Annotated in this window: 16 protein-coding genes and 7 pseudogenes; 11 read left to right on the top strand and 12 right to left on the bottom strand. The window is 64.6% G+C overall.

The window, feature by feature from the left end; all coding sequences use genetic code 11:
- Positions 1–55: 55 nt before the first annotated feature.
- Positions 56–430 (top strand): annotated as a pseudogene (locus tag AC3IYJ_RS00725) (IS6 family transposase); the annotation flags it as partial.
- Positions 431–759: 329 nt separating this feature from the next.
- Positions 760–987 (top strand): annotated as a pseudogene (locus tag AC3IYJ_RS00720) (IS5/IS1182 family transposase); the annotation flags it as partial.
- A gap of 132 nt (positions 988–1119) precedes the next feature.
- On the opposite strand, the gene AC3IYJ_RS00715 reads toward AC3IYJ_RS00720, so the two are convergent.
- From AC3IYJ_RS00715 to AC3IYJ_RS00695, 5 genes are all read right to left on the bottom strand, one after another.
- Entirely contained in the window at positions 1120–1416 is a 297-nt protein-coding gene (locus AC3IYJ_RS00715; RefSeq protein WP_489399387.1) for a hypothetical protein, read from the bottom strand.
- A 134-nt stretch (positions 1417–1550) separates the two neighbouring features.
- Positions 1551–2024, bottom strand: a complete 474-nt coding sequence (locus tag AC3IYJ_RS00710; RefSeq protein ID WP_489402646.1) for a glycine-rich protein — start codon at positions 2022–2024, stop codon at positions 1551–1553.
- 1090 nt (positions 2025–3114) lie between these two features.
- The gene (locus AC3IYJ_RS00705; protein ID WP_489399386.1) at positions 3115–5655 is read right to left on the bottom strand and encodes an ABC transporter permease; all 2541 of its coding nucleotides are present in this window, start codon (positions 5653–5655) and stop codon (positions 3115–3117) included.
- An 829-nt stretch (positions 5656–6484) separates the two neighbouring features.
- The gene (locus AC3IYJ_RS00700) at positions 6485–6946 is read right to left on the bottom strand and encodes a hypothetical protein (protein WP_489399385.1); all 462 of its coding nucleotides are present in this window, start codon (positions 6944–6946) and stop codon (positions 6485–6487) included.
- Positions 6947–6959: 13 nt separating this feature from the next.
- Positions 6960–7178, bottom strand: a complete 219-nt coding sequence (locus tag AC3IYJ_RS00695) for a transposase domain-containing protein (protein WP_489399384.1) — start codon at positions 7176–7178, stop codon at positions 6960–6962.
- A gap of 158 nt (positions 7179–7336) precedes the next feature.
- Between AC3IYJ_RS00695 and AC3IYJ_RS00690 the strand changes: the two genes are divergently transcribed.
- The 6 genes and pseudogenes from AC3IYJ_RS00690 to AC3IYJ_RS00665 all read left to right on the top strand — a co-directional run.
- Positions 7337–8145, top strand: a protein-coding gene (locus tag AC3IYJ_RS00690) for an IS5 family transposase (protein WP_489398952.1) whose coding sequence is annotated in 2 segments (ribosomal slippage) — positions 7337–7685 and positions 7685–8145 — 810 coding nt in all. Because the reading frame shifts where the segments join, the coding sequence is not laid out codon by codon here.
- Positions 8146–8178: 33 nt separating this feature from the next.
- Positions 8179–8659, top strand: a pseudogene (locus AC3IYJ_RS00685) (IS6 family transposase); the annotation flags it as partial.
- 547 nt (positions 8660–9206) lie between these two features.
- Positions 9207–10124 carry a hypothetical protein gene (locus AC3IYJ_RS00680; RefSeq protein ID WP_489399383.1) on the top strand — a complete coding sequence of 306 codons (918 nt, stop codon included), beginning with the start codon at positions 9207–9209 and terminating at the stop codon, positions 10122–10124.
- Positions 10125–10175: 51 nt separating this feature from the next.
- On the top strand, positions 10176–10328 hold the full coding sequence (locus AC3IYJ_RS00675) for a hypothetical protein (RefSeq protein WP_489399382.1): 153 nt from the start codon (positions 10176–10178) through the stop codon (positions 10326–10328).
- A gap of 809 nt (positions 10329–11137) precedes the next feature.
- Positions 11138–12031: a formylglycine-generating enzyme family protein gene (locus AC3IYJ_RS00670; RefSeq protein WP_489399381.1), complete on the top strand. Its 894-nt coding sequence runs from the start codon at positions 11138–11140 to the stop codon at positions 12029–12031.
- Positions 12032–12111: 80 nt separating this feature from the next.
- Positions 12112–12562: pseudogene (locus AC3IYJ_RS00665) on the top strand (transposase); the annotation flags it as partial.
- A gap of 1 nt (position 12563) precedes the next feature.
- Here AC3IYJ_RS00665 and AC3IYJ_RS00660 read toward each other — a convergent pair.
- Together AC3IYJ_RS00660 and AC3IYJ_RS00655 are read right to left on the bottom strand one after the other, a co-directional pair.
- Positions 12564–13175 (bottom strand): annotated as a pseudogene (locus AC3IYJ_RS00660) (transposase family protein); the annotation flags it as partial.
- 94 nt (positions 13176–13269) lie between these two features.
- Positions 13270–14029 (bottom strand): annotated as a pseudogene (locus AC3IYJ_RS00655) (transposase family protein).
- A 137-nt stretch (positions 14030–14166) separates the two neighbouring features.
- Here AC3IYJ_RS00655 and AC3IYJ_RS00650 point away from each other — a divergent pair.
- The gene (locus tag AC3IYJ_RS00650) at positions 14167–14466 is read left to right on the top strand and encodes a hypothetical protein (RefSeq protein WP_489399380.1); all 300 of its coding nucleotides are present in this window, start codon (positions 14167–14169) and stop codon (positions 14464–14466) included.
- Between the two features lie 390 nt (positions 14467–14856).
- Here the strand turns inward: AC3IYJ_RS00650 and AC3IYJ_RS00645 are convergent, their stop codons facing one another.
- From AC3IYJ_RS00645 to AC3IYJ_RS00625, 5 genes and pseudogenes are all read right to left on the bottom strand, one after another.
- Positions 14857–15744 carry an IS3 family transposase gene (locus AC3IYJ_RS00645; protein WP_489396336.1) on the bottom strand — a complete coding sequence of 296 codons (888 nt, stop codon included), beginning with the start codon at positions 15742–15744 and terminating at the stop codon, positions 14857–14859.
- Complete coding sequence (locus AC3IYJ_RS00640; protein ID WP_489396335.1) at positions 15741–16040, bottom strand: transposase; 300 nt, start codon at positions 16038–16040, stop codon at positions 15741–15743. The genes AC3IYJ_RS00645 and AC3IYJ_RS00640 overlap by 4 nt, the downstream gene beginning before the upstream one ends.
- 212 nt (positions 16041–16252) lie before the next feature.
- Positions 16253–17500: a hypothetical protein gene (locus tag AC3IYJ_RS00635; RefSeq protein ID WP_489399379.1), complete on the bottom strand. Its 1248-nt coding sequence runs from the start codon at positions 17498–17500 to the stop codon at positions 16253–16255.
- Between the two features lie 187 nt (positions 17501–17687).
- On the bottom strand, positions 17688–18029 hold the full coding sequence (locus AC3IYJ_RS00630; protein WP_489399378.1) for a hypothetical protein: 342 nt from the start codon (positions 18027–18029) through the stop codon (positions 17688–17690).
- A gap of 198 nt (positions 18030–18227) precedes the next feature.
- Positions 18228–19207: pseudogene (locus tag AC3IYJ_RS00625) on the bottom strand (IS5 family transposase).
- Positions 19208–19755: 548 nt separating this feature from the next.
- On the opposite strand from AC3IYJ_RS00625, the gene AC3IYJ_RS00620 reads away from it, so the two are divergent.
- A protein-coding gene (locus AC3IYJ_RS00620; RefSeq protein ID WP_489399231.1) for an IS630 family transposase occupies positions 19756–20828 on the top strand; the annotation gives its coding sequence in 2 pieces (ribosomal slippage) (positions 19756–20266 and positions 20266–20828; 1074 coding nt in all).
- A 28-nt stretch (positions 20829–20856) separates the two neighbouring features.
- Positions 20857–22383, top strand: coding sequence for a hypothetical protein (locus AC3IYJ_RS00615; RefSeq protein WP_489399377.1), 1527 nt, complete (start codon positions 20857–20859; stop codon positions 22381–22383).
- Positions 22384–23108: the final 725 nt, after the last annotated feature.

Below are 23108 nucleotides of genomic sequence, written 5' to 3'. Positions count from 1 at the left end.
TTGCCGGTTGGGGTGGGATGATCTTCGGGCTTTCTGTCCGGGGAGGGGATCCGTGGTGTCGTCCGTGGTGCCGTCGTACAGAAATCACCGGTGCCCGGTGGAGATCATTTCGCACTGTGTGCGGCTGTACTTCCGCTTCCCGCTCTCCTTCCTTGAGGTCGAGGAGCTGATGCTCGAGCGCGGCATCGTCGTCTCCTGTGAGACGGTCCGCTGCTGGTGTCTGAAGTTCGGCCGGGTCTATGCCAACGCCTTGCGCCGACGGCGCCCCCGTCCCGGCGGCAAGTGGCACTTCGACGAGGTCTTCATCAAGATCAACGGTGTGCAGAAGTGCTTGTGACGGGCAGTGGACACCGACGGCAACGTCCTGGACATCCTCGTGCAGAACCGGCGTGACACGGCTGCGGCCCGCAGGTTCTTCCGCCGGCTCCTCACCGGGGCGGACTGCCCACTGGTCCAGGCCGCACTCCGGCGGATGGCGGCGTGGGCGACAGAGGCGCCGATCTGGTGTTCTCGGTGTGGCAGGCGGTTCCAGAGGATTTGCGCTGGACCCCGGCAGTTGTGGTGTCCTTCTTGATGAACCGGTGCCGCCGACGATGAGGACGCCATCGCTCCATGGGGAGGCTGTCCCGCCGCTGCCACTGACCTTGTACAGGTTGGCCAGCGATCGGGTGATAGCGGGGCGGCGCAACAGACGAGGCCTTCGGGCCATTGAGCGGGTCGGGACGACTGACGTCCGCTGCTCTTCGGCTCGGGGCCTCGTTGGTTCCTTGCCCTGCCGTACTCGATGTCCCGCATCCCCTGGTCGAGTGGGTCACGATGCTGATTTGTTACCCGCGAGGGTGACCGAAGGCTGACCGCGGCCCCGAGGTCCGCCGAGCCGGCATGTCCTGCTGTACGGACCCCTTGCCGAGTGCGACCCGGACCGGTGACGGGCGAGAGGACTGCTCGGGCAGGCGCAGGCGGCATGGCGTGCATCTGCAGGTCGTCCTACCAGGCTGCAGGCCACATCGTCGCCGTTCCCCACCGGCGAAGGCCGGGCAAGGACCTCATGCTCAAACGGAAGCGTGTCAACTGGGCCTACTCCCGCCTCCGACGCCCAGTTGAGAGGGCCACGGGTGGTCAGGTGACGTTGACGGGTGTGGACTGGGAGGCCACATTGCCGATGGTGAAGCTCAGCTGTGTCGTCCCCGCCGGCGCCTTGGCATCAGCCGTCACCGCCAGCCACAGCGGGACGGATGTCCCGTTCCCACCGAGCCCCGCCTGCGTCAGATCGACCTGGGGAGCGGTCAACGTCTGCTCGTCGGCAGACAGGGTGGCCGCGTAGTTGGTGACATTACCGGTCTGCGGATTCATCACCGAAACCAAATACGTGGGCTGCGGCTGGAACTTGAGAAGCGCACTCGCCGGGAGCTTCACCGTCACATCTTGGGGCGGGACCTGCCCTTCCCCATTATGGATCACATGGACACCCGGGTATCCGGGTGTCCCGGCAGGCGCAAGCGTTAGATTCGGCGGACCGCCCGGAACCACCGAGAAATCATTCCATTGGATTACCACCAGTCCATCACTGCTGCCCATACCCACAGTCGTTGCCCACCACCGATGATGGCGTCACTGACGTTGGAGGCTGATCCCCCGTTAACCGAGCCTCCAATGCCACCGCCGCCGCCACGACCTGGGGTGTCTCCGGCGCCGTCGCTGCCTATTACGCCGCCACCACCACCGTATAGGTAGCTGTAATAGTCTGCGCCGCTACCACCACCGGCGATGAGGATGGGGGTGCTGGGATTCTCGTCGTGCCACAAGGCGCTCATGCCGCCCCCGCAGCCACCCGACATCGTTTCCTCTTGGGGGCCACCCTGTCCACCACCCGGGAAACCACCGGTAGTGCCCGAGCCGGCTGTACCCACAACCAGAGATAGCGTTTCTCCTGGTTTGACGGCAACGGTGCCGCGGGTATAGCCACCCGCCCCGGCCTGGCTTGCGGCATACGTTGGGTTCAACCCGCCACCGGCACCCCACATGCGGACATCCACGCTTGTGACACCCGCCGGGACAATAAACGAGTCCTGCGCACCGGTAGCTGCATATCGATGGCACCTGTCGAATCCATCTGACGGCGGGGAGTTATCCTTCGTTCCCTGTCCCAGGGAAAGCATCCTGAGAAATCACGCCAGTCGACGGACCACTCAATGCCCATTCAGGCACCTGAATCTGCCCCTGGGAAACCGGCTTGCCAATGCCATTCGTCATATCCTTCACTCCCCACCCTTTGCGAAAGAGCCCCTGGCTCTCCCCGTGAGAGACAACGACTGGGTACAACTTCTTCACCTACTCACATGTCACCACCCACGCCATCTCCCTCGGGGTTCTTGGAAGGTTTCCCAACCTCATGGCAAGGCGCAGGTCCGGGGGTGTGCTGCAGGGCTGATTCAAAGCCTCGCTGGCCACGTTGCGTTGCCAGTCAGAGGTAGTCCGAGGGGGTCGAGTGGGCGGGTGAAGGGTGTGTAGGAGATCTCTCGGAGTCCGGCGGCGATAGGGCGGGTCAGCCGGGGTGATGCCTCGCATGCCGTCATGTCCGTGATCGTGCAGAGGATCTGACGGGTGACCCTGCCGGTCTTCAGGTCGGTGCAGCCGTGTCGGCGGGCGGCAATTGGGCGGCGGGCTCGGTAATCGGTGCGTGAGCCGCGGGCGCTCTTGCTGTCCACGTGACCGATTCCGTGTCGGCCGGGCAGTAGCCGAGGAGGTCTGCGAGGTCTCCGGGACACACCTCGACCAGCACCTGGCCCACGGTGGAGACCGAGGCCGGCAGGCGCACCTCGAACGGCTCGCGCGCATGAACCCCAGGCCGGGTGCGGGTGTCCTGCGGTGCGTGACGGGCCCGCTGCCCGAGGGCCGGCAGGACCGGGCACCCGCCAGCACCGCTCACGCGGCGGTCAGTATGACCGAAGCGAGGCCATGACGCCGTCTCCGCCGGTCACGAGGATCGGGCAGGGCGGCCAGCCGCATCCTGCTCAACCGATGGACCCCGACAATCGATCAACGCCTATGAAAATCTTGGCAGAGCCTAATTCGTGATAGACCCGTCACAAAGATCGGTATGGCTCCTGATTTTCAATCGGTGTGGATGGCTTCCAGGGGGTTGAGTTTGGCCGCGCGGCGTGCGGGCCATGCGGCTGCCAGGACGCCGGTTACTCCGGCGAGTATGAGGAAGAGGGTGATCCGGCCGTAGGGGATGGTCATGGTGTATGCCGTCAGCCCTCGGGCGATAGATGTTCCAGCCGCCCAGGCGAGGAAGATGCCGACGCCGATGCCGAGCAGTGCTCCGAAGAGTGAGATGAGGACGGACTCCACGCGGACTGTCTGCCGGGTTGTGCGCCGGTCGAGGCCGATGGCCCGCAGCATCCCGATCTCCTGTCGCCGTTCGAAGACGGACAGGGCCAGAGTGTTGACAACGCCGAGTACGGCGGTCAACAGGGCCATGGCCAGCAGCCCGTACATCATGTTCAGCAGCGTGTTGATCTGCCTACTGTATTGGTCGCTGACGGCTTGCTTGCCGAGGACCTCGATGGCCGGGTTGTGGCCGAGGGCTTGAGCGATGGCGTCCTCGGCCTTGCCCGACGGGCCGTTCTTCATCTTCACGAATACCAGATCGTCCGCCGCCTTGTCCACTACCGACGTCGAGGCGTACACACCCATGCCGAGGAGCATTTTGTTGTGGGGGTTGGGCTCGTATACGCCGGCGACGTTGAGCTGCTCGGTTTTGCCATCTTCAAACTTCAGCAGGAAGCGGTCACCCGTTTTGAGGCCAGCTTTTTCGGCAGTCTGCGTGTCGACAAGTGTGTCCTTGTCCGACAGGTTTCGTGCGGAGCCGCTTGTGAGATTCAGGTTGACCAGCTCGTCGATGGTTTTCATGTCGACACCGGAGATCAGTGTCGGTTCACGGTTCACGGTTCCGAACGTCTTGCGGCGCGGGCTTGAGGCCTGCACCTCAGGCAGTGCGTCCAGCGTCGTGCGCACCTGCGGGGAGAGCGGGGACCGATTGGTCATGTCGATGACGTAGTCGGATCTCAATAAAGCGATGGACCTGGCGTTGGTGGCGTTCTGCGCGGAGGCGGCGACGACGGTCACCGCGGTGACGAGGGTGAGGCCGATGAACAGAGCGGCGGCAGTGGTGGCCGTGCGGCGCGGGTTGCGCACCGCGTTCTGTGCGGCCAGCTTGCTGGCGACACCGAAGCGGCCAAGCAACGGAATAGCGGCCGTGAGGACGAGGCGGCACAACGAGGGCGCCAGCATGACAATACCGGTGATCAACAGTACGCCGCCTACGCCCATGAGTTTTCCGGCTTTATCCAGCAGCATGCCGGCGGCGTAGAGCAGCAGTGCGGTTCCGCCGACCAGGACTAGAGAGCCAGCGCTGTTGCGCAGGACGAGGCTGCGGGGGGTGGGTGTGGCGTGCATGCTGGTCATCGCCGTGACCGGGGGGATTTTCGCGGCGCGGCGGGCTGGCAGCCAAGCGGCCAGTACTGTCACTCCCACCCCGGTCGCCAGCGCGTACAGCCCGGTTCCCGGGGCGATGACCAGCGGTCCGTCGGGCAGGGAGGCGCTGCTCATTGCCGCGCGCATGCCGGTGGCGATGCCGATGCCGAGCATGAAGCCAGCCACCGAGGCCAGCAGACCGATGATCGCCGCCTCGGCGACCACCGAACATGTCACCTGTCGGCGGGAGGCACCGACGGCACGCAGCAAGGCAACCTCCTTGCTGCGCTGGGCAACCAGCATGGTGAAGGTATTGGCGATGATGAACACGGCGATGAACAGCGCGATGGCGGCGAAGGCGAGCAGCGCCTGCCCCGTGGCTTCGGTCTCTACGCTGATCAGGTAGGCCTGTTCAGCCGCCAGTGCGGTGCCGGTGATGGCCTCAGCACCCTCGGGAAGAATCTTCTCCGCCTCGCTCTTTAGCGCATTGCTGGAAGTTCCGGGCGTTGCGGCGACGGTGATCTCGCTGTATGTGCCGCCTGCGGCCAAAAGTTTCAGGGCGGTACTGTTGTCGAAAAGAACGAGGGTGCCGCCTGCTGCGACACTGCCGTCGCTGGTGGTGAAGATTCCGGTGATCTTCTGCTCCATCACCGGGCCGCCGACCGAGATACGCACTGTGTCGCCAGTCTTGTAGCCCGTACGCATGGCAGTCCTGCTGTCGAGAGCGATCTCGTTGGAGGCCTCAGGTGCATGCCCGTCGGTGAAGGTATAGCGGGCGTCTTTTCCACCGGTGGGGTAGTAGTTGCCGCCGGTGCTGCCCCACCCCTGGCCGACTGGTTTGCCGTCTTTGCCGGCCAGCGCGGTGAACCCGGAGACCACACCAGTCACCGCCGTGGTGCCGGGCAGAGAGCGAACCTTCTCTATCAGCGTGTCAGAGAGCCCAGGATCCTTCCCTGGTGCTTGGCTGCCGTCGGGGGAGGCACCGGGGGCCTTGGGGCGGATGTCAATGGAAACATGCTCGAAACTCTTTGCTGAGCTCTTCCGGTAAGCGTTGCCTATGGTGTCGGTGAAGACCAGGGTGCCGGAGACGAACGCGACGCCGAGCATAACGGCGAGCATGGTCATCAGCAGCCTGGCTTTGTGGGCAAACACGCTGCGCAGGGCAGTACGTAACATTTCTAGTTTCCCTGGAAAAGGTATGCGCCCTCATACCCGGGATGCATCCGGCGGGGCGAGGGGCTTGAAGGGCGGTGATCTGACGGGGCCGCTACGCAAGTTCGCAGGCATCTGCCGCTGACGGTGGCCGTGGGCGCGCCCTGGTGAGGTGCCCTGCATGCAGTCGAGGACGATTCCCGGCGTTGGCGTGTGCAGTTCGTCGGCAGGATAGTGAGTGGCTAACACACCGTTAGGCCCATAGGCCCACTCACGCACACGGTTCTACAGGAAACGCGGGATCGCGACGCCAGGAACGGGAATCGAGGCTAACGGTTGGTCTACTCGCGGGAATGCTGCTGGCCTGCCCGCCAGAGTCGGTGCTACGTCCACCTGACAGCTCAGCCGACCGGTGCGTCCGCCGTCCCGACAGGCCCGTCGTCTTCCCCGACCTCATCGTCAGTTCGGTAGCGATGAGGTCGGCAGAGCCTGAGGGGATGAAGTCCAGGCCTGCTACGCAGTGCATCAGCGTCGACTTGACCGAACCGGATGGAGCCGTGATGACAGTCAAAGCCTCTGCCGGAGCTTCAAGGAGACCCTGTCCAGCGCAGCCACCCGGACCTCGCCTCGGCCGCGTACCTTCGCCAGATCCCTGGCGCAGACGGCCACTGCGGTTGCGGCACGGGCAGCCTCCTGAACACCAGCAGTGGGGGCAGGTCACGAAATGAACCTCCTGTCAGAACACGGTGCTATGGGACATACCAATCCTTGCGACCGCAAACCCCGCCAGAATCAGCCCGTACGCTTGTTTCCGGGCAGCCCCCAGAGGTACCCGAGAACTGCCAGGTCATACTCAGGTATGAGAGACGGGGTCGTCCTCGTGACCAAGGACAGCGCCCCGTCCTTCCCCTCGTAGTGCGGAGATGTCCCGGGCGGGTCTGGACCCGGACGAGCGGGCCGGGTTCGCGCGGCTGCGCAGGGAGATCCACGAGCTGGCCTCCGGGCCGAAGGCAGCCGCGAGCAAAGCCCTGGTACCGCACTCGACGATCACCAGCAGGCGCAGCAGCGGGTAGCCGAACTCCCTCTGATCCCCGGCCCGCTTGGGGTAGCGCCAGGTGACCTGCTCGTCCGCGGGCACGTGCAGGCTGGTGCCGTCGACCGCCATCGTGGGAAGACCCCGGTAGTACACGCCGGGACGGCGGCGCTCGCCGACGGGAACGGCCATCGCCTCGAACAGGACCTTGAGCGGACGAGCCCCCAGACGGCTCCGGGCCCGCAAGAGCGAGGACCCGGCCGGGCGCGAGATGACGGCCACGGCAGGTGCGCGGTCAGCTTGCCCCACACCGCCCGGTAGGAGCAGCAGTGCTCGAACAAGGCCAGGGCAAGGACGAAGTCACCACCACACGGGCAGGCAGCAGCGGCGCCCGCTTCTCCCGCGCGCCGGTTTCCTCCAGCACCGCGTCGACCAGGTCAAAGTCCACGATCTGAGTCAGCTCGCCCAGATGACCCGGCGCGTACACCCCCGAGGTGCTTCCGGCGATGGGCATGGGGACACACTGCTCCTGCAACGGCACTCCCGATGGTCTTCTCGCTTGGTCGCAAGATGATCTACCAGGAGTCCCGTTCATCCTTCACCGAAAGGTTGGGCCGCAGGTCACAGGCTTAGAAGTCATCTCATTTGGGCTTCGCGGGTAGACTGTCGGCCATGGTGGGGATCGTTGAACGGCTGGTGCCGGACGAGCTGTGGGAGCTGTTCCAGCGGGTGGTGCCGGACGCGCCGTCGCGGCCTCAGGGCGGTGGGCGGCGCCGGCATGGTGACCGTGAAGTACTGGCCGCGATCGTGTTCGTCGCGACGTCGGGTTGTACCTGGCAGCAGCTTCCCAAGGCATCGTTCGGCCCCTCGGGGGCGACAGCCCACCGACGATTCTCCGAGTGGAGCGAGGCCCGGGTGTGGGCCAAGCTCCACCGGCTGGTCCTCGACGAACTCGGCGTCCGCGGTGAACTCGACTGGTCCCGCTGCGCGATCGACTCGGTGAACATGAGGGCCCTGAAAAGGGGGATCTGACAGGTCCGAATCCTGTGGATCGGGGCAAGTTCGGCTCGAAGATCCACTTGATCACCGAGCGGACCGGTCTGCCCCTGTCCGTCGCGATCTCGGGCGCGAACCTGCACGACAGCCAGGCTCTCGAGCCCCTTGTCCGCGGCATACCGCCCATCCGATCCCGCCGCGGACGCCGACGACGCAAGCCCGGCAAGCTCCACGCGGACAAGGGCTACGACTACGCCCACCTGCGACGATGGTTACGCGGACGCGGCATCAGACACCGCATCGCCCGCAGAGGCATCGAGTCCTCACAACGGCTCGGCCGCCACAGATGGGTGGTCGAAAGGACCATGTCCTGGCTCGCCGGCTGCCGACGCCTGCACCGCCGCTACGAACGCAAGGCCGAACACTTCCTCGCCTTCACCAGCATCGCCTGCACCCTCATCTGCTACCGCAGACTGACCAAATGAGATGACTTCTTAACGCAACGATGTTGGTGGAAGTATCTGTGGCGGGCCGTGGACGCCGACGGCAACGTCCTGGACATCCTCGTGCATCGGCGTGACGAGACTGCGGCCCGCAGGTTTTTCCGCCGGCTTCTCACCACCGCCGGCCGGGCGCCGAGGGCGATCGTGACGGACAAGCCGAAGTCCTACGGAGCCGCCCTGCGTGAGGTGATGCCCTCGGTCGGACGAGCACCGTTCCCACAACGGACTGAACGACCGGGCGGAGAATTTTTACCAGCCGACGCAGCGCGAACGCGCGATGAAAGGATTCCGCAGCCCCGGCTCCGCTCAGCGGTCCCTGTCCGCGTTCACCGGAATCTCACCCCACTTCCGGCCCAGACGCCACCTCATGACCGCCAGCCGCCACCGCCTCGAAATGATCATCCGCTTCACCATCTGGAACCACATCACCGGCGCCGCCAGCCTGCCCGCCACAGCCTCAAACCACGGCCCCCCACCGGGCCCCGGCACACCCTGACACACCATCAAACGATCGCGTCGCCGGCCATGCGACAACGACGGGGGGATGGATGGAAAAGATCTTCTGGCAGAACGAGGGGAACTGGGTGGCAACAGACATAGAAGAGGACGGATCCCAACGACGGTATCCGAGGAAAGAGGTTCGCCAGCGGCTCAACGCGACTTCTGACCACCCACAGCCATCCGCCACCCATTCACAAGGGATGATCCACTTGCACGCTGGCCTAAATGGGGAAGACGCTTACGGCTGCGAGTGACGGGGGCAGAGCAGTACTTCTACCGTACATGCCAGAGACCTTAAGGAGGCACATCACGCGATGACTCGCAGACATCGACCTCAACTACTCAGTGACCGTCGGAACGGACAAACGGAGTTCCAGTATCTCCAGCGATGCCATCGTTTATTTTAATGTCAGCACGCGTCGGAGATATTCCGTTCGGACGGGCGATGGCACGTCCGGCCTGTATTTTAGTCTGGAATTAAGAAATCTGGCGATGCAGGCAAAACACTCCCACAAAAAAGAAATCGTGCGAAGGAGAGCAATATGCAAGATCTACAGTTCTCGGTGACCCCACTGGGGCCGTCCGAGTCGAACGCCGCGCCAGGAACTATGGCACATACCCAAATTGCCCAAGGTGGGGACGCGTACCCCGGCGTACAGTTGATCAACACAGACGGTGTCGACGTTCCTCCCCTTCAGGTCACGGTGACTCTCCCTGACTGGCATGGACTGCATTACCCGAATTGGGTTGAGTTGTATCTGTCCATCACAAACCCTCCCTCCGATGCGCCAGCCCGGACCGTGGCCGGAGTTCTGTCGGTCGACGGGAAGACGCTGACCTTCTATAACGTCGACCTAAAACTGCACAATGCAGGCGACCAGGCCATTTTGTGGGTTCCAGTGCATGCCGATGCGGACGCTGCCGTGGGAGACACGAGTCTGGCATTCACGCTCGGCAGCCAAGGTCAATTCCAGGCGCCCCTCAAAGTCAATGGCACCACCCCGCCCCCGCCCCCGCCTCCGCCCCCGCCGGCAGAGATCAAATATGGTGACAAGATCTACCTGCAAAACAGCAGTCTATATCTCAATGACGCGGGAGGGGGGCGTGTCTCCGCAGTCAGTCAACCCAGCCCTAGCGCGGTATGGACGATTCTCGACTCCCATGGTGGATCGACAGGTGCAACCGTCCGCAACATGGATAATGCCTGCCTAATGGCGGATAATTCTTCATATCTGGTTTACCAGGAAAACAATTCCGCGGAATTGGGATCCAACAGGCAGCAGGCAATTTTCATGGCCGTAGCACTAAGGGAGGCGGATACGGACCCGATCGATTACGATCATCCAATGATGTTAACATATGGCCCTACCGGCACCCCTGAAGAGTTGCAATTGGATAACGGGCAGGTGAATTTCGGTAATGGCGCCGCGGTCACCTGGTCGGCGACCAAGGCAGTATGATTTCCGGAAGAGCGCAGCGCTCCGGCGAAGTCGTTTTATTGGCCTGCGGTCTTGGTGAATGTGGTGCGCGGGCGTGTTGCGGCGGATGTCCTGGTCGAAGTCGAGGATTGGGATGAACTGGCCCAGACGTTCTCCAACATACTGGGCTTCTTCGAATTGGCCACCGATCGGGTAATGGGCATCCTGCGTCTGTGCAGGTCATAGGCGCTCAGGCTGCTCACCTCAACCTCAACTCGAAGAGGCTCACTAAAACCGGCAATAGTCAGCCGCTGGCGAGTGATCGAGCGGGGTGGTGCAGTGCGGGCACGGGTCCACGTGATCATGGAGTTCTCTACGCCCAGCGATCACGAGGGACGGTCGTGCCCGCGCTGCCATCTTGCCTGCTCGAACCCCTCTGGGACCAGCTTGTTTCTGGGCCTGCTCCGCAGGCCCAGAAGTCCCGCGCTCCGCGCGGGAGGTGACCCCGTTTCAGAGGGTTCGGGCCTTCGGCCCGTTGGGCGGGGGTCCTTGCGGCCCGGCTGGACACGATCCACCCGTGCGAGCTACCAACCTGATGTCTGGTCCGAAGTGCGAAAGTCGAGGTGAAGAGGGCGAGGGCTTTCTGCCGGTGTCGCACATATGACGTGATGCAGGGGTCGGGGAGGGCTCTGGCGCCGTCTCCAAACGGTTGCCTGCTTCCGTCCCCGACCCACGGCCTCAACGGCGCCCGCTGTGGGAGATCACTTCGAAACACGGCAGGCTGCCCCTGGGACTTCCGGGACAGCCGTTAAAGGAGAAAGCTATGCCAGACAACAATGACGCCGTTATCCTACGCAAGAACGGTACGCATTTATCTCGACCCCACCTGGACTGTAGCAGCTGGAATGGGATTTGCGCCGAAAGAGGCGGAATTAACTATACCGTTCACATGGTCTCCCTGGACAGCGAACTCGTACGCGCCGCGACCGCCGCGACCACGACCGTCCATGAAGGGCGCGCCGTGCTCGTCATCCGGGCCATGGCAGGAGGCTGACATGACTACGCTCACGACCCCGGCCATGGCCCTGATCCCCGCCGGCCGTCTGCTTCGCGGCACCACCGAGCAGCAACTGGACCGGATCGCCGCCGAGCAGCACCTGCCCCGCGTTTGGTTCGAGGACGAGGCACCCCGGGCCACGGTCGACATCGACGCCTTCGCGATCGCCCGAAACCCCATCACCAATGTCGAGTACGCGGCCTTCGTCGCAGCCACCGGGTTTCGTACCCACGCTGAACAACGCGGCTTCGGTCTCGTGTATGGCGAGCGGCTCTGGGAGGAGACGGAGGGTGCGTCGTGGCGCTATCCGGCCGGAACGATCGGCCCGTGCTGGCGGGACATGCCCGACCACCCGGCCGTGCACCTGTGCGCGACCGAGGCCGACGCCTACGCCGACTGGGCCGGCCTGCGCCTGCCGACCGAGACCGAGTGGGAGTACGCGGCGCGCGGCCCACAGGGCTACGAATGGCCGTGGGGCGACACCTTCGACGCCGATGCCTGCAACAGCGCCGAGTTCTGGAACCGCGCACCGATCACCGGCAGCGACGGCTGGCGAACGTGGTGGCTTCGGCATCGGGACAACAGGACAACGACCTTGCCCTCCACCACACCGGTCGGTGCCTTCCCGTCCGGCGCCTCCCCCTTCGGAGTCCTCGACATGGCCGGCAACGCCATGGAATGGACCGCGAGCAGCTACCAGCCGTACGACCCGGACCGCTCGTACGGCGATCTCTACGACCGCCTCGCCGGCCTGTACCGAGTCGCCCGCGGAGGGAGCTGGATGAGCTTCCGCTACCAGTGCCGCACCGCCGAACGACTCGCCGGGGACCCCCAGTACAGCAACTTTCAGACCGGATTCCGCTGCGCCACCAGCCACTACGAGCGTGTCTGAAAGGTCGCGTAAGTCCGTGTTGTGGAAGCCTGGCCCGGGGCTCGGCCTCGGGCCTGTGGGCCAGGCGGATCGGACGAGTCATGGCAGACAAGAACGAAGCGGCCGCGTCCGTGGCCGGCGACAAGATGGTCGATGAGGTGGTCGAGCGGCTGCTCGACAAGGCTGATGCGTCGGGTGCGGCCCTGCTGGGTGAGGGCGGGCTTCCGACGGAGATCACCAAGGCCGTTCTCGAGCGGGCGCTGGAAGCCGAGATGAGCGAACACCTCGGCTACGAACGCGGAGATCTCGCAGGTCACGGGTCGGGGAACTCCCGCAACGGAACCTCACCCAAGACGTTCCTCACTGATGCCGGAGCGGTCACGTTGGCGGTGCCGCGGGACCGCCAACGGCGACTTCGAACCGCACCTGGTCCCGAAGAACGCCCGGCGCCTCGCCGGGTTCAACGACCGGATCCTCTCCCTCTACGCCCGCGGGATGAGCGTGCGCGACATCCGCTCCCACCTTGCCCAGGTCTACGGGGTCGAGGCCAGCCGTAGTAGGGGGTGCGGACGGTGGCGCCGGCGCCCTGGTAGGCGCGGTCGGCGAGAATCAGGATCTGTCGGGTGAGGCAGGCCTGGACGATGCCGTGGGCGCGGGCCGCGGTCAGGTCGTGGGTGCGGCCCGGCAGCGCGCGGGAGAACCACAGGGGTGTTCCGCCCAAGCGGGCGATGACCTGCACGTTCATGCCGTTCTTGCGGTGCTTTTGGGAGTAGTACGGCTCGTCCGCGCGGATGCGGTCGGTGGGGATGAGGGTGCCGTCAACGATGACGAAATCGCCCTCATCCAGACCGACGAGTGCCTCGTGCAGGCCCGGCGCCCACGCGGCCAGGACATCGAGGGTCTCGTTCACTTACCGCCAGGCCGTCGCCTCGGAGACCCCAAACCCGGCCCCGACCTGGGAGAACGTCTCGTTCTTCCGCAGGTGGGCAAGTGCCAGTAGCGCCTGCTTGAAGCAACCCAGGCGCCGCCACGGCGAGTTCAGTTCCTGCCGACGTTCGTAGACCAGCCAGGAGACATGCTCAACGACCTCGTAGGGGACGTCCAGCGTGGCAGAATACGGGACCAACGAAGCCTCCGGCGCCGATGTGATGAGTGAGATCACCACATCAGCGACGGAGGCTTCGCCATGTCACCGGCATCCGGCCTGACCTGCCATTTCACCCCTCAGAGACAGGATGAAAGAGGCGCAGTGAGGATTTTCAGCGGTAGCTCTCCAGGGTGAGGACGGCTTTGGCTGTGTGTGAGCCAGTTGGGGCTGCAGCGGGCTCGGCGGAAGATCTTCCAGGTCTTCATTCGTGCGATGCCGCGTTCGACGAGACAACGGAGCCTGGTGTGGGCCCGGTTGAGCGAGCGTTGGCCGACGGTGCGGTCCTGGCCGGGCCGCCGTCGGCGGGGAACCACGAACGTTCCACCGGCCCCGACGTAGCCGAGGTCGGCCAGAACCAGTGTCCCGAGGCGGACGGACGTGGTGATGATGCGATGTCGGCGGGCAGCCGTGAGGTCGTGGGTCCGGCCCGGCAGTGCTCGTGAGATCCACAGGATCCGGCTTGTCGGGTCGGTGATGACCTGCAGGTTCACTCCGTGGCGACGGTGCTTCCCAGAATAGTCGGCCCGGCCGTCCCCGACCCGGTCGCACTCAGCGAGAGTGCCATCGACCAGCATGTATGCCGGTGATCCTGTCTTCGTTCTGTCGCGCAGAGCTGCGGTCAGTCCGGGCGCCCGGCGCGCGAGGAGGGCGACGACCTGGCGGACGTAGGCGTGCGCGGTACCCATGCTGATCCGGAAGCCGGCGGCGATCTGGGCCAGGGTGAGGTGGCGGCGCAGATACGCCAGTGCGACCATCACCCGTCCGGACGGGCGGAGCGTGCACCTGCGGTCACCCTCACGGAGGACGATGAGCATCGTGACCGTCTCCACCAGTGCGTGGGGCAGGTCCATTGCGGCAGGATACGTAACCAACGGGGCTCCCCAGCACGCGAGATGAAATGTCAGATACCTCCCTCAACCGCCGCGGAGCCCCGTCCGTTCTGCCCCGGCCCCACAACCTCCGGCGTCACCCGACCGGTGGCCGAGCTGAAAACGCTCAAGGTATTCGGATGACGACAACCTCACATGTTGCCCATGCCCAGCACACTCATGAGCACGGGGTTGGATGCGGTCACGTTGCGGTGCCGCATGGTGACCACACTGATTACGCGCATGACGGGCATGTGCATCGGGTGTACGAGAGCCACACGGCAGAGTGTGAGCCGACGGTCCACACCGTTCACCAGAGTCATGACCACCGGCACAGCCCCGGCTGTGGCCATGTTGCGATACCGCACGGGGACCACGTGGACTACATCCATGACGGACACCGTCATGCCCACCATGACGGGCATTGGGACGACCACTGAGAGTCTTGATGTTCGCCGGAATCATCAGATCTGACTGTTGAATTCCAAAAGGTTTCCTGATCTGTAAGGGATGCGGGTATCCGGCCTCTGGTACTGCGGGTTGGCCCGCGTAAGCGGGCCTCGCCCTGGAGGCGGAGCCGGAAGAGCCTCGGGTGACCCCGTAAAGGATGGTTGCCCGGGGCCCGACCCTGTCCTGAACGTTGTTCCGAGCCGACTCGACTGACACCGGGCCGCAGACAGATTTGTCGCCGGTCAGTGCGCACATCCGCCCCGGCGCCACCGCAGGTTCCGGATCCTCCACCAGCGCCCGGTGGACCTCTTCCGCCAGCCCGCCCAGTTGATCCTTGCCAGTCCTGTTGAAGTTTCCCCGTGATCTCGGACACTCGTTCGTTACGCGGCGAGGGTGTGCTGTTGCCGCTGTCGGGTCTCGGCTGGGGTGAGGTAGCCGAAGACCTTGTGCTTGCGGAGCCGGCGGCGGTTATAGAAGGTCTCGATGAAGTCGAAGACCTCGGCACGGGCGGTGGCCCGGTCGGGCCAGACGCGAGTGCCGATCTCTTCTTTGAGTAGGGCCCAGAAGCTCTCCGCGGCGGCGTTATCGAAGCAGGATCCGGTGCGTCCGCAGCTCTGGCGGAGGCCCAACTCGGCTATTTCACACCGGAATTGGTTGCTGGTGTATTCGCTACCGCGGTCCGAATGCACTATGCAGCCGGGCCTGAGGCGGCCGCGGCCGGCAGCCATCTTCAACGCGTCGACGACGAGGGTGGCGCGGTGGTGGTCGGCCATGGAGTAGCCGACGACCTCGCGGGTGGCCAGGTCCAGCCAGCAGGCGAGGTAGAGCCAGCCCTCGCCGGTGGGCAGGGCGGTGATGTCGCCGACCAGCTTCGCGCCGGGGATCTCGGCGTGGAAGTCGCGGCTGATCAGGTCCGGTGCCGGCTTCGCCTTCCTGTCAGGCCGGGTCAGCGATCGTCTCTTGCGACGGTGGGCGCCCTGGATGCCGTGCTCGCGCATCAGACGGGCGATGCGCTTGCGGTTCACGCACCGTCCCAGCCGCCGCAGTTCGGCGTGGATGCGCGGGACACCGTAGGTCTGGCGGGAGGCGACGTGGATGACGGCGATCTCGTGCACCAGGGCCTCGTCGGCTGCCAGGCGGGAGGCCCGGGACTTCGCCGCGGCGAGCCAGGCGTAGAAAGAGGAGCGGGCCACCTTCAGCAGCCTGCAGAGGAAAGCGACGCCGTGGGTGGTCTTCTCCGCCTCGATGAACGCGTACGTGTCGTTCACCGATCGCTCTCCTTCGCGAAGAAGACCGCGGCTTTTCGCAGTACCTCGATGGTCTTGGCCTGCTCGGCGGCGAGCTTGCGCAGCCGCTTGAGCTCCTCCCTCTCGGCCATGGTGAGCTCACCGGGCCGTCCCTCGCCCCGGTCCGTCTTGGCCTGGCGGTACCAGCCGCGCAGGGACTCCGAGCTGATGCCCAGGTCCCGGGCGACGGCGGTGACCGTCTTACCCGTGGAGTCGACGAGCGCGATCGCGTCCCGTTTGAACTCCTCGGTGTACCGCTTCGTGTACTTGCTTCCCACCTGGTGCTACTTCCTCTGGAACCTCGGGTCCCAGTCTCCAGGTGTCCACGATCAAGGGGAAGGTTCATGTCGTAACGCCCCAGCCCAACGGCCCTGCCCTCGTGGTGATCTGATGTTGTCGCAAACTTCAGGCAACGGAGCAGGGCCGCCTCCATGATCAAGGAGATCGGGCTACGAACCTACGTGAATAAGCCTCCGGGATGTGGGCTAATTTAGCATCGTGGGTGTGACCATCCGCCGCCCATGCAGGCGTCCATGGCCTGCCAGCCGTACCACCACGAGTTTGAGCCAGGCTTATCGGATGGACACATCATCCAGTTGTAGACCCATGGGGATTGGGCTCCTTCGGCATTCATCACCAACGTGTCCTGGAATACGAAGAGCATTGCTCCGTGCCCCTTGTAGCCCATCCCGCTCCCAGGGGTCACCCGGCAAAGCGCCTGCAGTTTCCTGTTTTCCTGGATGTAGGGGGAAAGTTTGGCATCTGAGAGTCCCGGCCACATATCGGAGATGGCCCCAGGACGCGTAATTACCGGAACAATCATTGGAAAGTTCAGGAAATCGTAGCCTGTGTTTGGATGAAGGGTCGCTAGTCTGTTGTTTCCTGCGACCAGGGTGAGATAGCCATTTTCGTCCATGGTGGCGCAAGAGATTCCGTTTTCCCAGTTGCGTTTCTCGGCCTCGCCGAATTCTCCATTCATGATTCTTTTGATGCCGGTGAAGGAGGTGGTGAAATTCGCAGGTCCTGTGATGAGCTGGTCTCTGCCCGGGCTCACCACGGCGTAATTGACACCGTTAAATACTAACCACTTGCCGTCAATAGGGTTGCGGGCGCACGTGTCTAGTGTGTCAGGGAATTCCGGGTGTCCTTGGAGGGCCGAAAATCCGTACCAGCTGTTGTTGACGTTCTCGGGGATTATCTGGAAGGTGTTTCCGTCGGGTGGTGTTGAGAACAGGAATGTCGGGGCTCCCCAAGCCAGATTGACGTTGGTGGCGGTAAAGAACCATTCATTGCCCTGTATGTTGATTGAATTTACGGTGAATCCCTCGTAGTTGTTCTGCCGGGGCGGAGGGTTCCAGCCGTCGGGCGGGGTGTAGCTCGCGTCCGTTGATGCCCCCACGGGTGGCAGGGGGATAACGCCTGATACCTTGACCTGCCCGTTCGAGGACTGGTTTGACATTGCTGTAATCACAGTCATTTCGGAGTCGCAGTAGGCGTCTATGAGTGTGGCCAGCGGATCAAGTTCTTCGAACGCGTCGGTGGCAATCTTTAAGGTCCGGCCGAAAAGTTCTCGCGCAGATTTCAGGTAGCCAACGGCCGTTTTGTCCATGTGGATGGTGTAATTAAGGCCATTCACTTCGGCGACGATGTGGTTGGCGCTTCCTGCATACGATCCGGAGGTCGGGGTAAAGGGCTTGCCGCACTTGCCCACGGCAGGCAGATCGTTGAGGTCTGGCATGACTATCTCCTTTAGTCTACAAGTGTCCAGAATGGACGGCATCGCATGTTAGTACTCGTTCAGGGTTCAATCCTGCCCGGATGGAGATTGCTGAAGACTTCATTCGCTTTCGGGTTGTTAATTATCGACCCCATCGAACACTGCCCGGGCTGATAGGGCTCGTTGTGCAAGATCCACGCCAGTGTGCTCAGGTGATGTGGATGGGGTTGGAGTTGGAGTGCTGGCCGCCAACAATGAACGCCAGGCTTGTGCAGCCCGCCTGAGCAGTCGCACCGGCCGCCACCTCGACCCACATCACAGACACCGAACCCGTCTGGGGGAGTGCCGGATCGATGTTGTGGAACGTCAGGGTCTGGCTGTCGGGTGACAGGACCCCCGCATGAGTGGTCGTATTGAAGGAGCCGTCCGCCACCGTCAGCAGGTGTACGGGGCCCTTCTCGACCACGAAGTACACGTCCCGCCCCGCCGGGAGACTGACCGAGACGTCCTGCGGAGCAACCGTGCCCGTTCCGGTGTTCTCCAGGCTCACCCAAGGACGCCCGGGCCTCGCACCCGGCGTCAGACTCACATCCTGCGGCCCAGGTGAGACGGAGAACCCACCGTGATCACTGCTGCTGACGGGGTCTTCAACCTCTTCGGACATTGTTTTCACCTTTCGATGCAGAAGGGATGTGGCAGGGCTCGTACCCGGCGTTACCTCCCTTCTAGGGCCTGTGTGATGTCGTGATCAGTTGGCGGCTTTGAGGAGGTCGTCGATCCAGATCATGGCGGCGCGGAGGTGGAGGCCGGCGAGGTAGCTGTCTGGGGTTTTGTCGTAGCGGGTGGCGATCCCTCGCCAGGCTTTCAGCTTGTTGATCAGGCGTTCGACGGTGTTCCGTTCCTTGTAGAGGTCGGCGTCGTGGACGATGGGCCGGCCGCCCCGGCAGCCCTTCTTCTTGCGGTTGGCGGCCTGGTCTCGTTTCTCCGGGATGACGGCCTTGATTCCGCGTTTGCGCAGGTAGGCGCGATTGCCACGGGACGAGTACGCCTTATCCGCGGCGACCGCACCAGGTGTCGTGCGGGGGCGGCCGACCGGCAGGCGGACTCTGACCTTCGCGAGTACGGGGACGAACTGCGGACTGTCCCCGGCCTGCCCGGCGGTCAGGACCAGCGCGAGCGGACGGCACCTGCGGTCCGCGGCGAGATGAATCTTGCTGGTGAGGCCGCCGCGGGACCTGCCGAGCAGGGCTTCCTTCAGTCGGAGCCTGTGTCTGCGCCGGATCCGCCGGCGTCCGTCCTGTCCGTTCTGTTCCTCCGTGCCGCCCCCTTTTGCCGGGCCGTCTCCTGCTCCTGCACGGCGTCTTCCAGGGCCGACATGAGGTGCTTGCTGACGCGGAGCCCTGCGGCGTCGTGGTGGGCGCGGACCGTAGTGGAGTCCACGCTGACCAGCGACAAGTCCGTCCTGCCCACCCGGGCACCCTCGGCGATCAGGCCTTCCAGCAGGGCCGTGAACACCCCGGCGTCCCGCCACACGCGAAAGCGCCCGTAGACAGTGGCCCAGGGGCCGAACTCGGCAGGCATCTCCCGCCACTGCCCACTGGAACGGAACCGCCAGATCACACCCTCGAACTGCTCCCGCAACCGCTCCGGATACGGCCCGTACCTACCGATCGGCAGATACGGCTCGATGAACTTCCACTGGGCATGGGTGAGTTGCCTACGCGTCACAACCCCAGTCCTACCTGATTCCACCCCTCAAACAGGCCAGAACCCAGCAGTTGATCACGACATCACACAGGCCCTAGGTCAGGTGATGCCTGATACCCCTCGCTGCGAGCTCCGGCAGTAAGGACGCCGTCGCGCTCTGCGCAATGCGCCGTGCAGGGCCGCGGTCTCGCGATGTGCGTGCGTCCCCGGCGCCTCACCGGCCGGGGCAGGGACACCGGGACCGGAGCCGGAGGCAGCGGGCGGGCGGGCGGCGGCCAAACTCACCGCGTGACCAGCTATTGAGCAACGGAGTCGTCCTGGCCCTGGTGACATGAAGGGAGTCACCTCGCCTGGGTTTGTCGGGGAGAAGTGCACGGCTTCCTCATGTGCCGAGGGGAAGCCGCCCGGGCATGACTACAACCCGGATAGGAGGGAGACGCCTGTCCCCTGTCTCTTGGCCTCTCTTCCCGGGGTGTCACGGACGCGCTGGTCAAGCGGGGCCGGTTACTGAGGATTTCGGGTTGTCGTCGGGTGGTGACGGTTCATGATCCTTGCGGTATGCAGGTGGTATGCGTTATCCGGAGGGTGGGGGCCTGACTGCTGAGCGTCGGGCGTTTCGTGAGGGGATCCGGCTTCAGGCCGGCGAGCGGTTCGTGGCGGGTGAGAAGACCGCCGTGATCGCGAAGGAACTGCGGGTGAGTGTGCGGTCGGTGGAACGCTGGCGTCGTGCCTGGCGCGAGGGCGGCATCGAGGCCCTGCGCTCGACGGGCCCGGCAAACTCCCCGACCGTCACCAATACCCAGTTCGCCGTGCTCGAGGAGGAACTCGGCAAGGGCCCCTCAGCGCACGGCTTCGAGGATGAACGCTGGACCTTGGTCCGGGTCCAGACGGTGATCCGTCGCCGGCTGCGGCTGACGCTGTCGGTCGCGACGGTGTGGCGGCTGCTGAAACGGCACGGCTGGTCCTGGCAGGCGCCCGCCCGCAGAGCACTCGAGCGCGACGAGCACGCGATCGAGCTGTGGAAGAAGGAGGTCTGGCCGCAGGTAAAAGCCTCGCGGCGGCGTCCGGGGCATGGCTCGTCTTCGAGGACGAAGCCGGCTTCTCCATGACTCCGCCGCGTGCCCACACCTGGGGCCGGCGCGGACACACCCCCGTCATCCGCGTCCGCGGCCGCTCCCGCCGCCGGACCTCGGTCGCCGCCCTGTGCTGCTACAAACCCGGCGAGCCGAGCCGCCTCATCCACCGGCCCCGCAACCATCTCCTGCTCAAGGGCGCCCGCAAGAGCTTCTCCTGGCAGGACTACCGCGACCTGCTGGTACGGGCACATATCCAGCTCGGCGGACCCATCGTGGTGATTTGGGACAATCTCAACACCCATCTGACCGCCGGGCTGAAACGCTACGAAGCCGAACACGACTGGCTCACCACCATCCGCCTCCCGGCATACGCACCAGACCTGAACCCGGTCGAAGCCGTCTGGTCCCTCGTGCGCAGAGCCACGGCCAACACCGCCTTCGGAACCCCAGACGACCTCGACCGCAAACTCCGCCGCGAGTTACGCAGAATCCAGCTCCGACCCCACCTTATCGACGGCTGCCTCACCGCCACCGGCCTGGCCATCAACCCACCGACCCCACCCTGAAAACCTCAGTACCAAAGGAGTGTTGCTCGTGAAAGCTTATTTGGCGGCTTTCTCTGCCCCTCTTGTTGATACCCCGTTCGTCGGCGGCGAGCGCTGGCTGCCGAGTCTGTACTGCCTGTACGGGACGGGCCACAGTCAACAGGTCATGTGTGACCGCTATGAGTGGGACCCGGCGTCCGGGAAGCCCTGGTGGGGGGATCAGCCCGCCGACACGTACTCGCTGCATGACCTGGTCGGGGGGTATGACCTGTTCAGCGACGGCGGCACTGGCAACCTCCTGGACGCCGGCAAGCCCGTCGACGCCGCCCTGTGCCTGGGTGATGTGAGCACTGTCTATCTCTTCCAGGGCGGGAACTGCATCACCTTCTCCATCAGCAACCCCTCGGGAAGCCGGCTGAAGACCCAGGGTTTCACCAGCTCCATCACGGATGTCTTCGGCTACGACTCCGGTGATGGGAACGGGAAGGTGTTTGCGTTCGGTTCGATCGATGCTGCCCTGTACTCCCCGAATGATCACAAAATCTGGTTTTTCAATGGCTCCCAATGTGTACCGGTCGCTGACGACAATTACCAGTGGAACAGAAGCCAGTATCCCGTCCCTATCAGCACCGCGTGGAGCGGTCTCACTGCCGACTTCACCAACGGCATCGCCTGGGCCGCCACCACAAACGTCACCACCACAAAGAAACCAGACGGCGTATACCAGGACAGCGGCTACTTCGTCGAAAACACCAACTGGTGCGCTGTCACCCCCACCGCGACAACTGTCACGGGTAGTGGCGGGGCCCTGTGCACCGACCCGGGCGACCCCAGGTTCACCATCCCCGGCAACGCCAAACAGATCACCCTCGAACTCTGGGGACCCGGCGGGGTCGGCGGCAACGACGGCGACGGCGACATTGGCGGCGCCGGCGGCAACGGCGGCGCCGGCGCCTACATCAAAACGATCACCACCGCATTACCAGGCCCCAGCAGCGTCCACATCGGTGCCCCCGGCGACTGCACCTACTACTACCCCTCCAGCAGCAACGCCTCCGACCTCATCGCCGGAGGAGGCGGCGACGGCGGCAACGGCGGCGGCGCCGGCGCCGGCGCTGGCCCCGCCGGCGACGGCGGCAACGGCGGCGGTGGCGCCGGCGGCAACGGCAGTGCCGGCACCAGCAGCACTGGTCACAGCCACGGTGGCAACGGCGGCAACGGCGGCGCTGCCAGCGGCCGCGGCGCCGGCCGCGGCATCGTCGCCGGCGGCAACGGCGGCATGGGCCTCCCCAGCGTCCTCCACGGCGGCAACGGCGGCCACGGCGCCAACGGCGGCGCCGGTGGTGGCGGCGGCACCAGCGATGGTGGTGGTGGTGGTGGTGGTGGTGGTGGCGGCGGCGCTCAGGGCGCGAGTGTTTATCCCGACGGGGCCGTCTTCAAATCGTGCTCGGACAGCGATTCCCGTCTTTCCTACAACCAGCTCGCCGGCGGCAACGGCGCAGGCGGCCGTCCCCTCCCCAGCGGCACGGGCAGCCCCGGGGGGAACGGTGCCGCCCGCATTTCCTGGTCGGGTTGAACCTGAGTATCACCATGGACTGGTGTGCAGAATGCAGGTGGGCCCAAGCCAGGAATGGGCCTGAGCGGCTGACTATCGCTGCCGTGCCCGGCTGGCCAGGCGTCCCAGAGTTCGGGAGTCCGGAACTGTGAGGTTCGGTCGTAACGGCACTGGGGCGAGCCATTGACTTGGCCGGTAATCCAGCCCGGCTGATGAATCGAGGTCAAGGAGTTGTGCTCCGCCAGCGGAGCGGATCGTTTCATCGTGTGTTCGCGTTGTCCGTGACGAGGGGTCCTTGTCGAGGTGACGGGGCCCTGCCACTGGTGGAGGGGATGTTCGAGTCCCGGGACGCAGGTGGACGTGACGGGCTTCATGTGAGCTGGGTGGATGTCTGGCGGAGCCAGGACGGGGAGTCTCTCTATCTCTCAGGTGTCGGGCTAGGAAGGTCAGATTCGGCCTTGGTGGGCTGGCATGGTGGATGGGCGTCCCCGGGGGCCGGTGCGGGGGCTGATGCCTACGACGGTGTCTACCCGCACACGGAGGTCAGGGCGGCCAACATCTGGTTCGGGGCGAGCGCCGCTTTCGGCAGCACCGGATGCCGCAGGGCCCTCGTGGGGACGGTTCTGCCACCCGCAGACGATCCACTACAGCAAGATCATCCCATGCCGCCGGCAACAACCTGATAGCTCCGGCGGAACCAACAGAGCCCCTCGCCGTCGTCGAGTGAGATCAACATCCCGACGGCA

The sequence above is a fragment of the Streptomyces sp. GL_140 genome (assembly GCF_057834465.1).
This window is presented reverse-complemented; position numbering and strand designations above follow the sequence as displayed.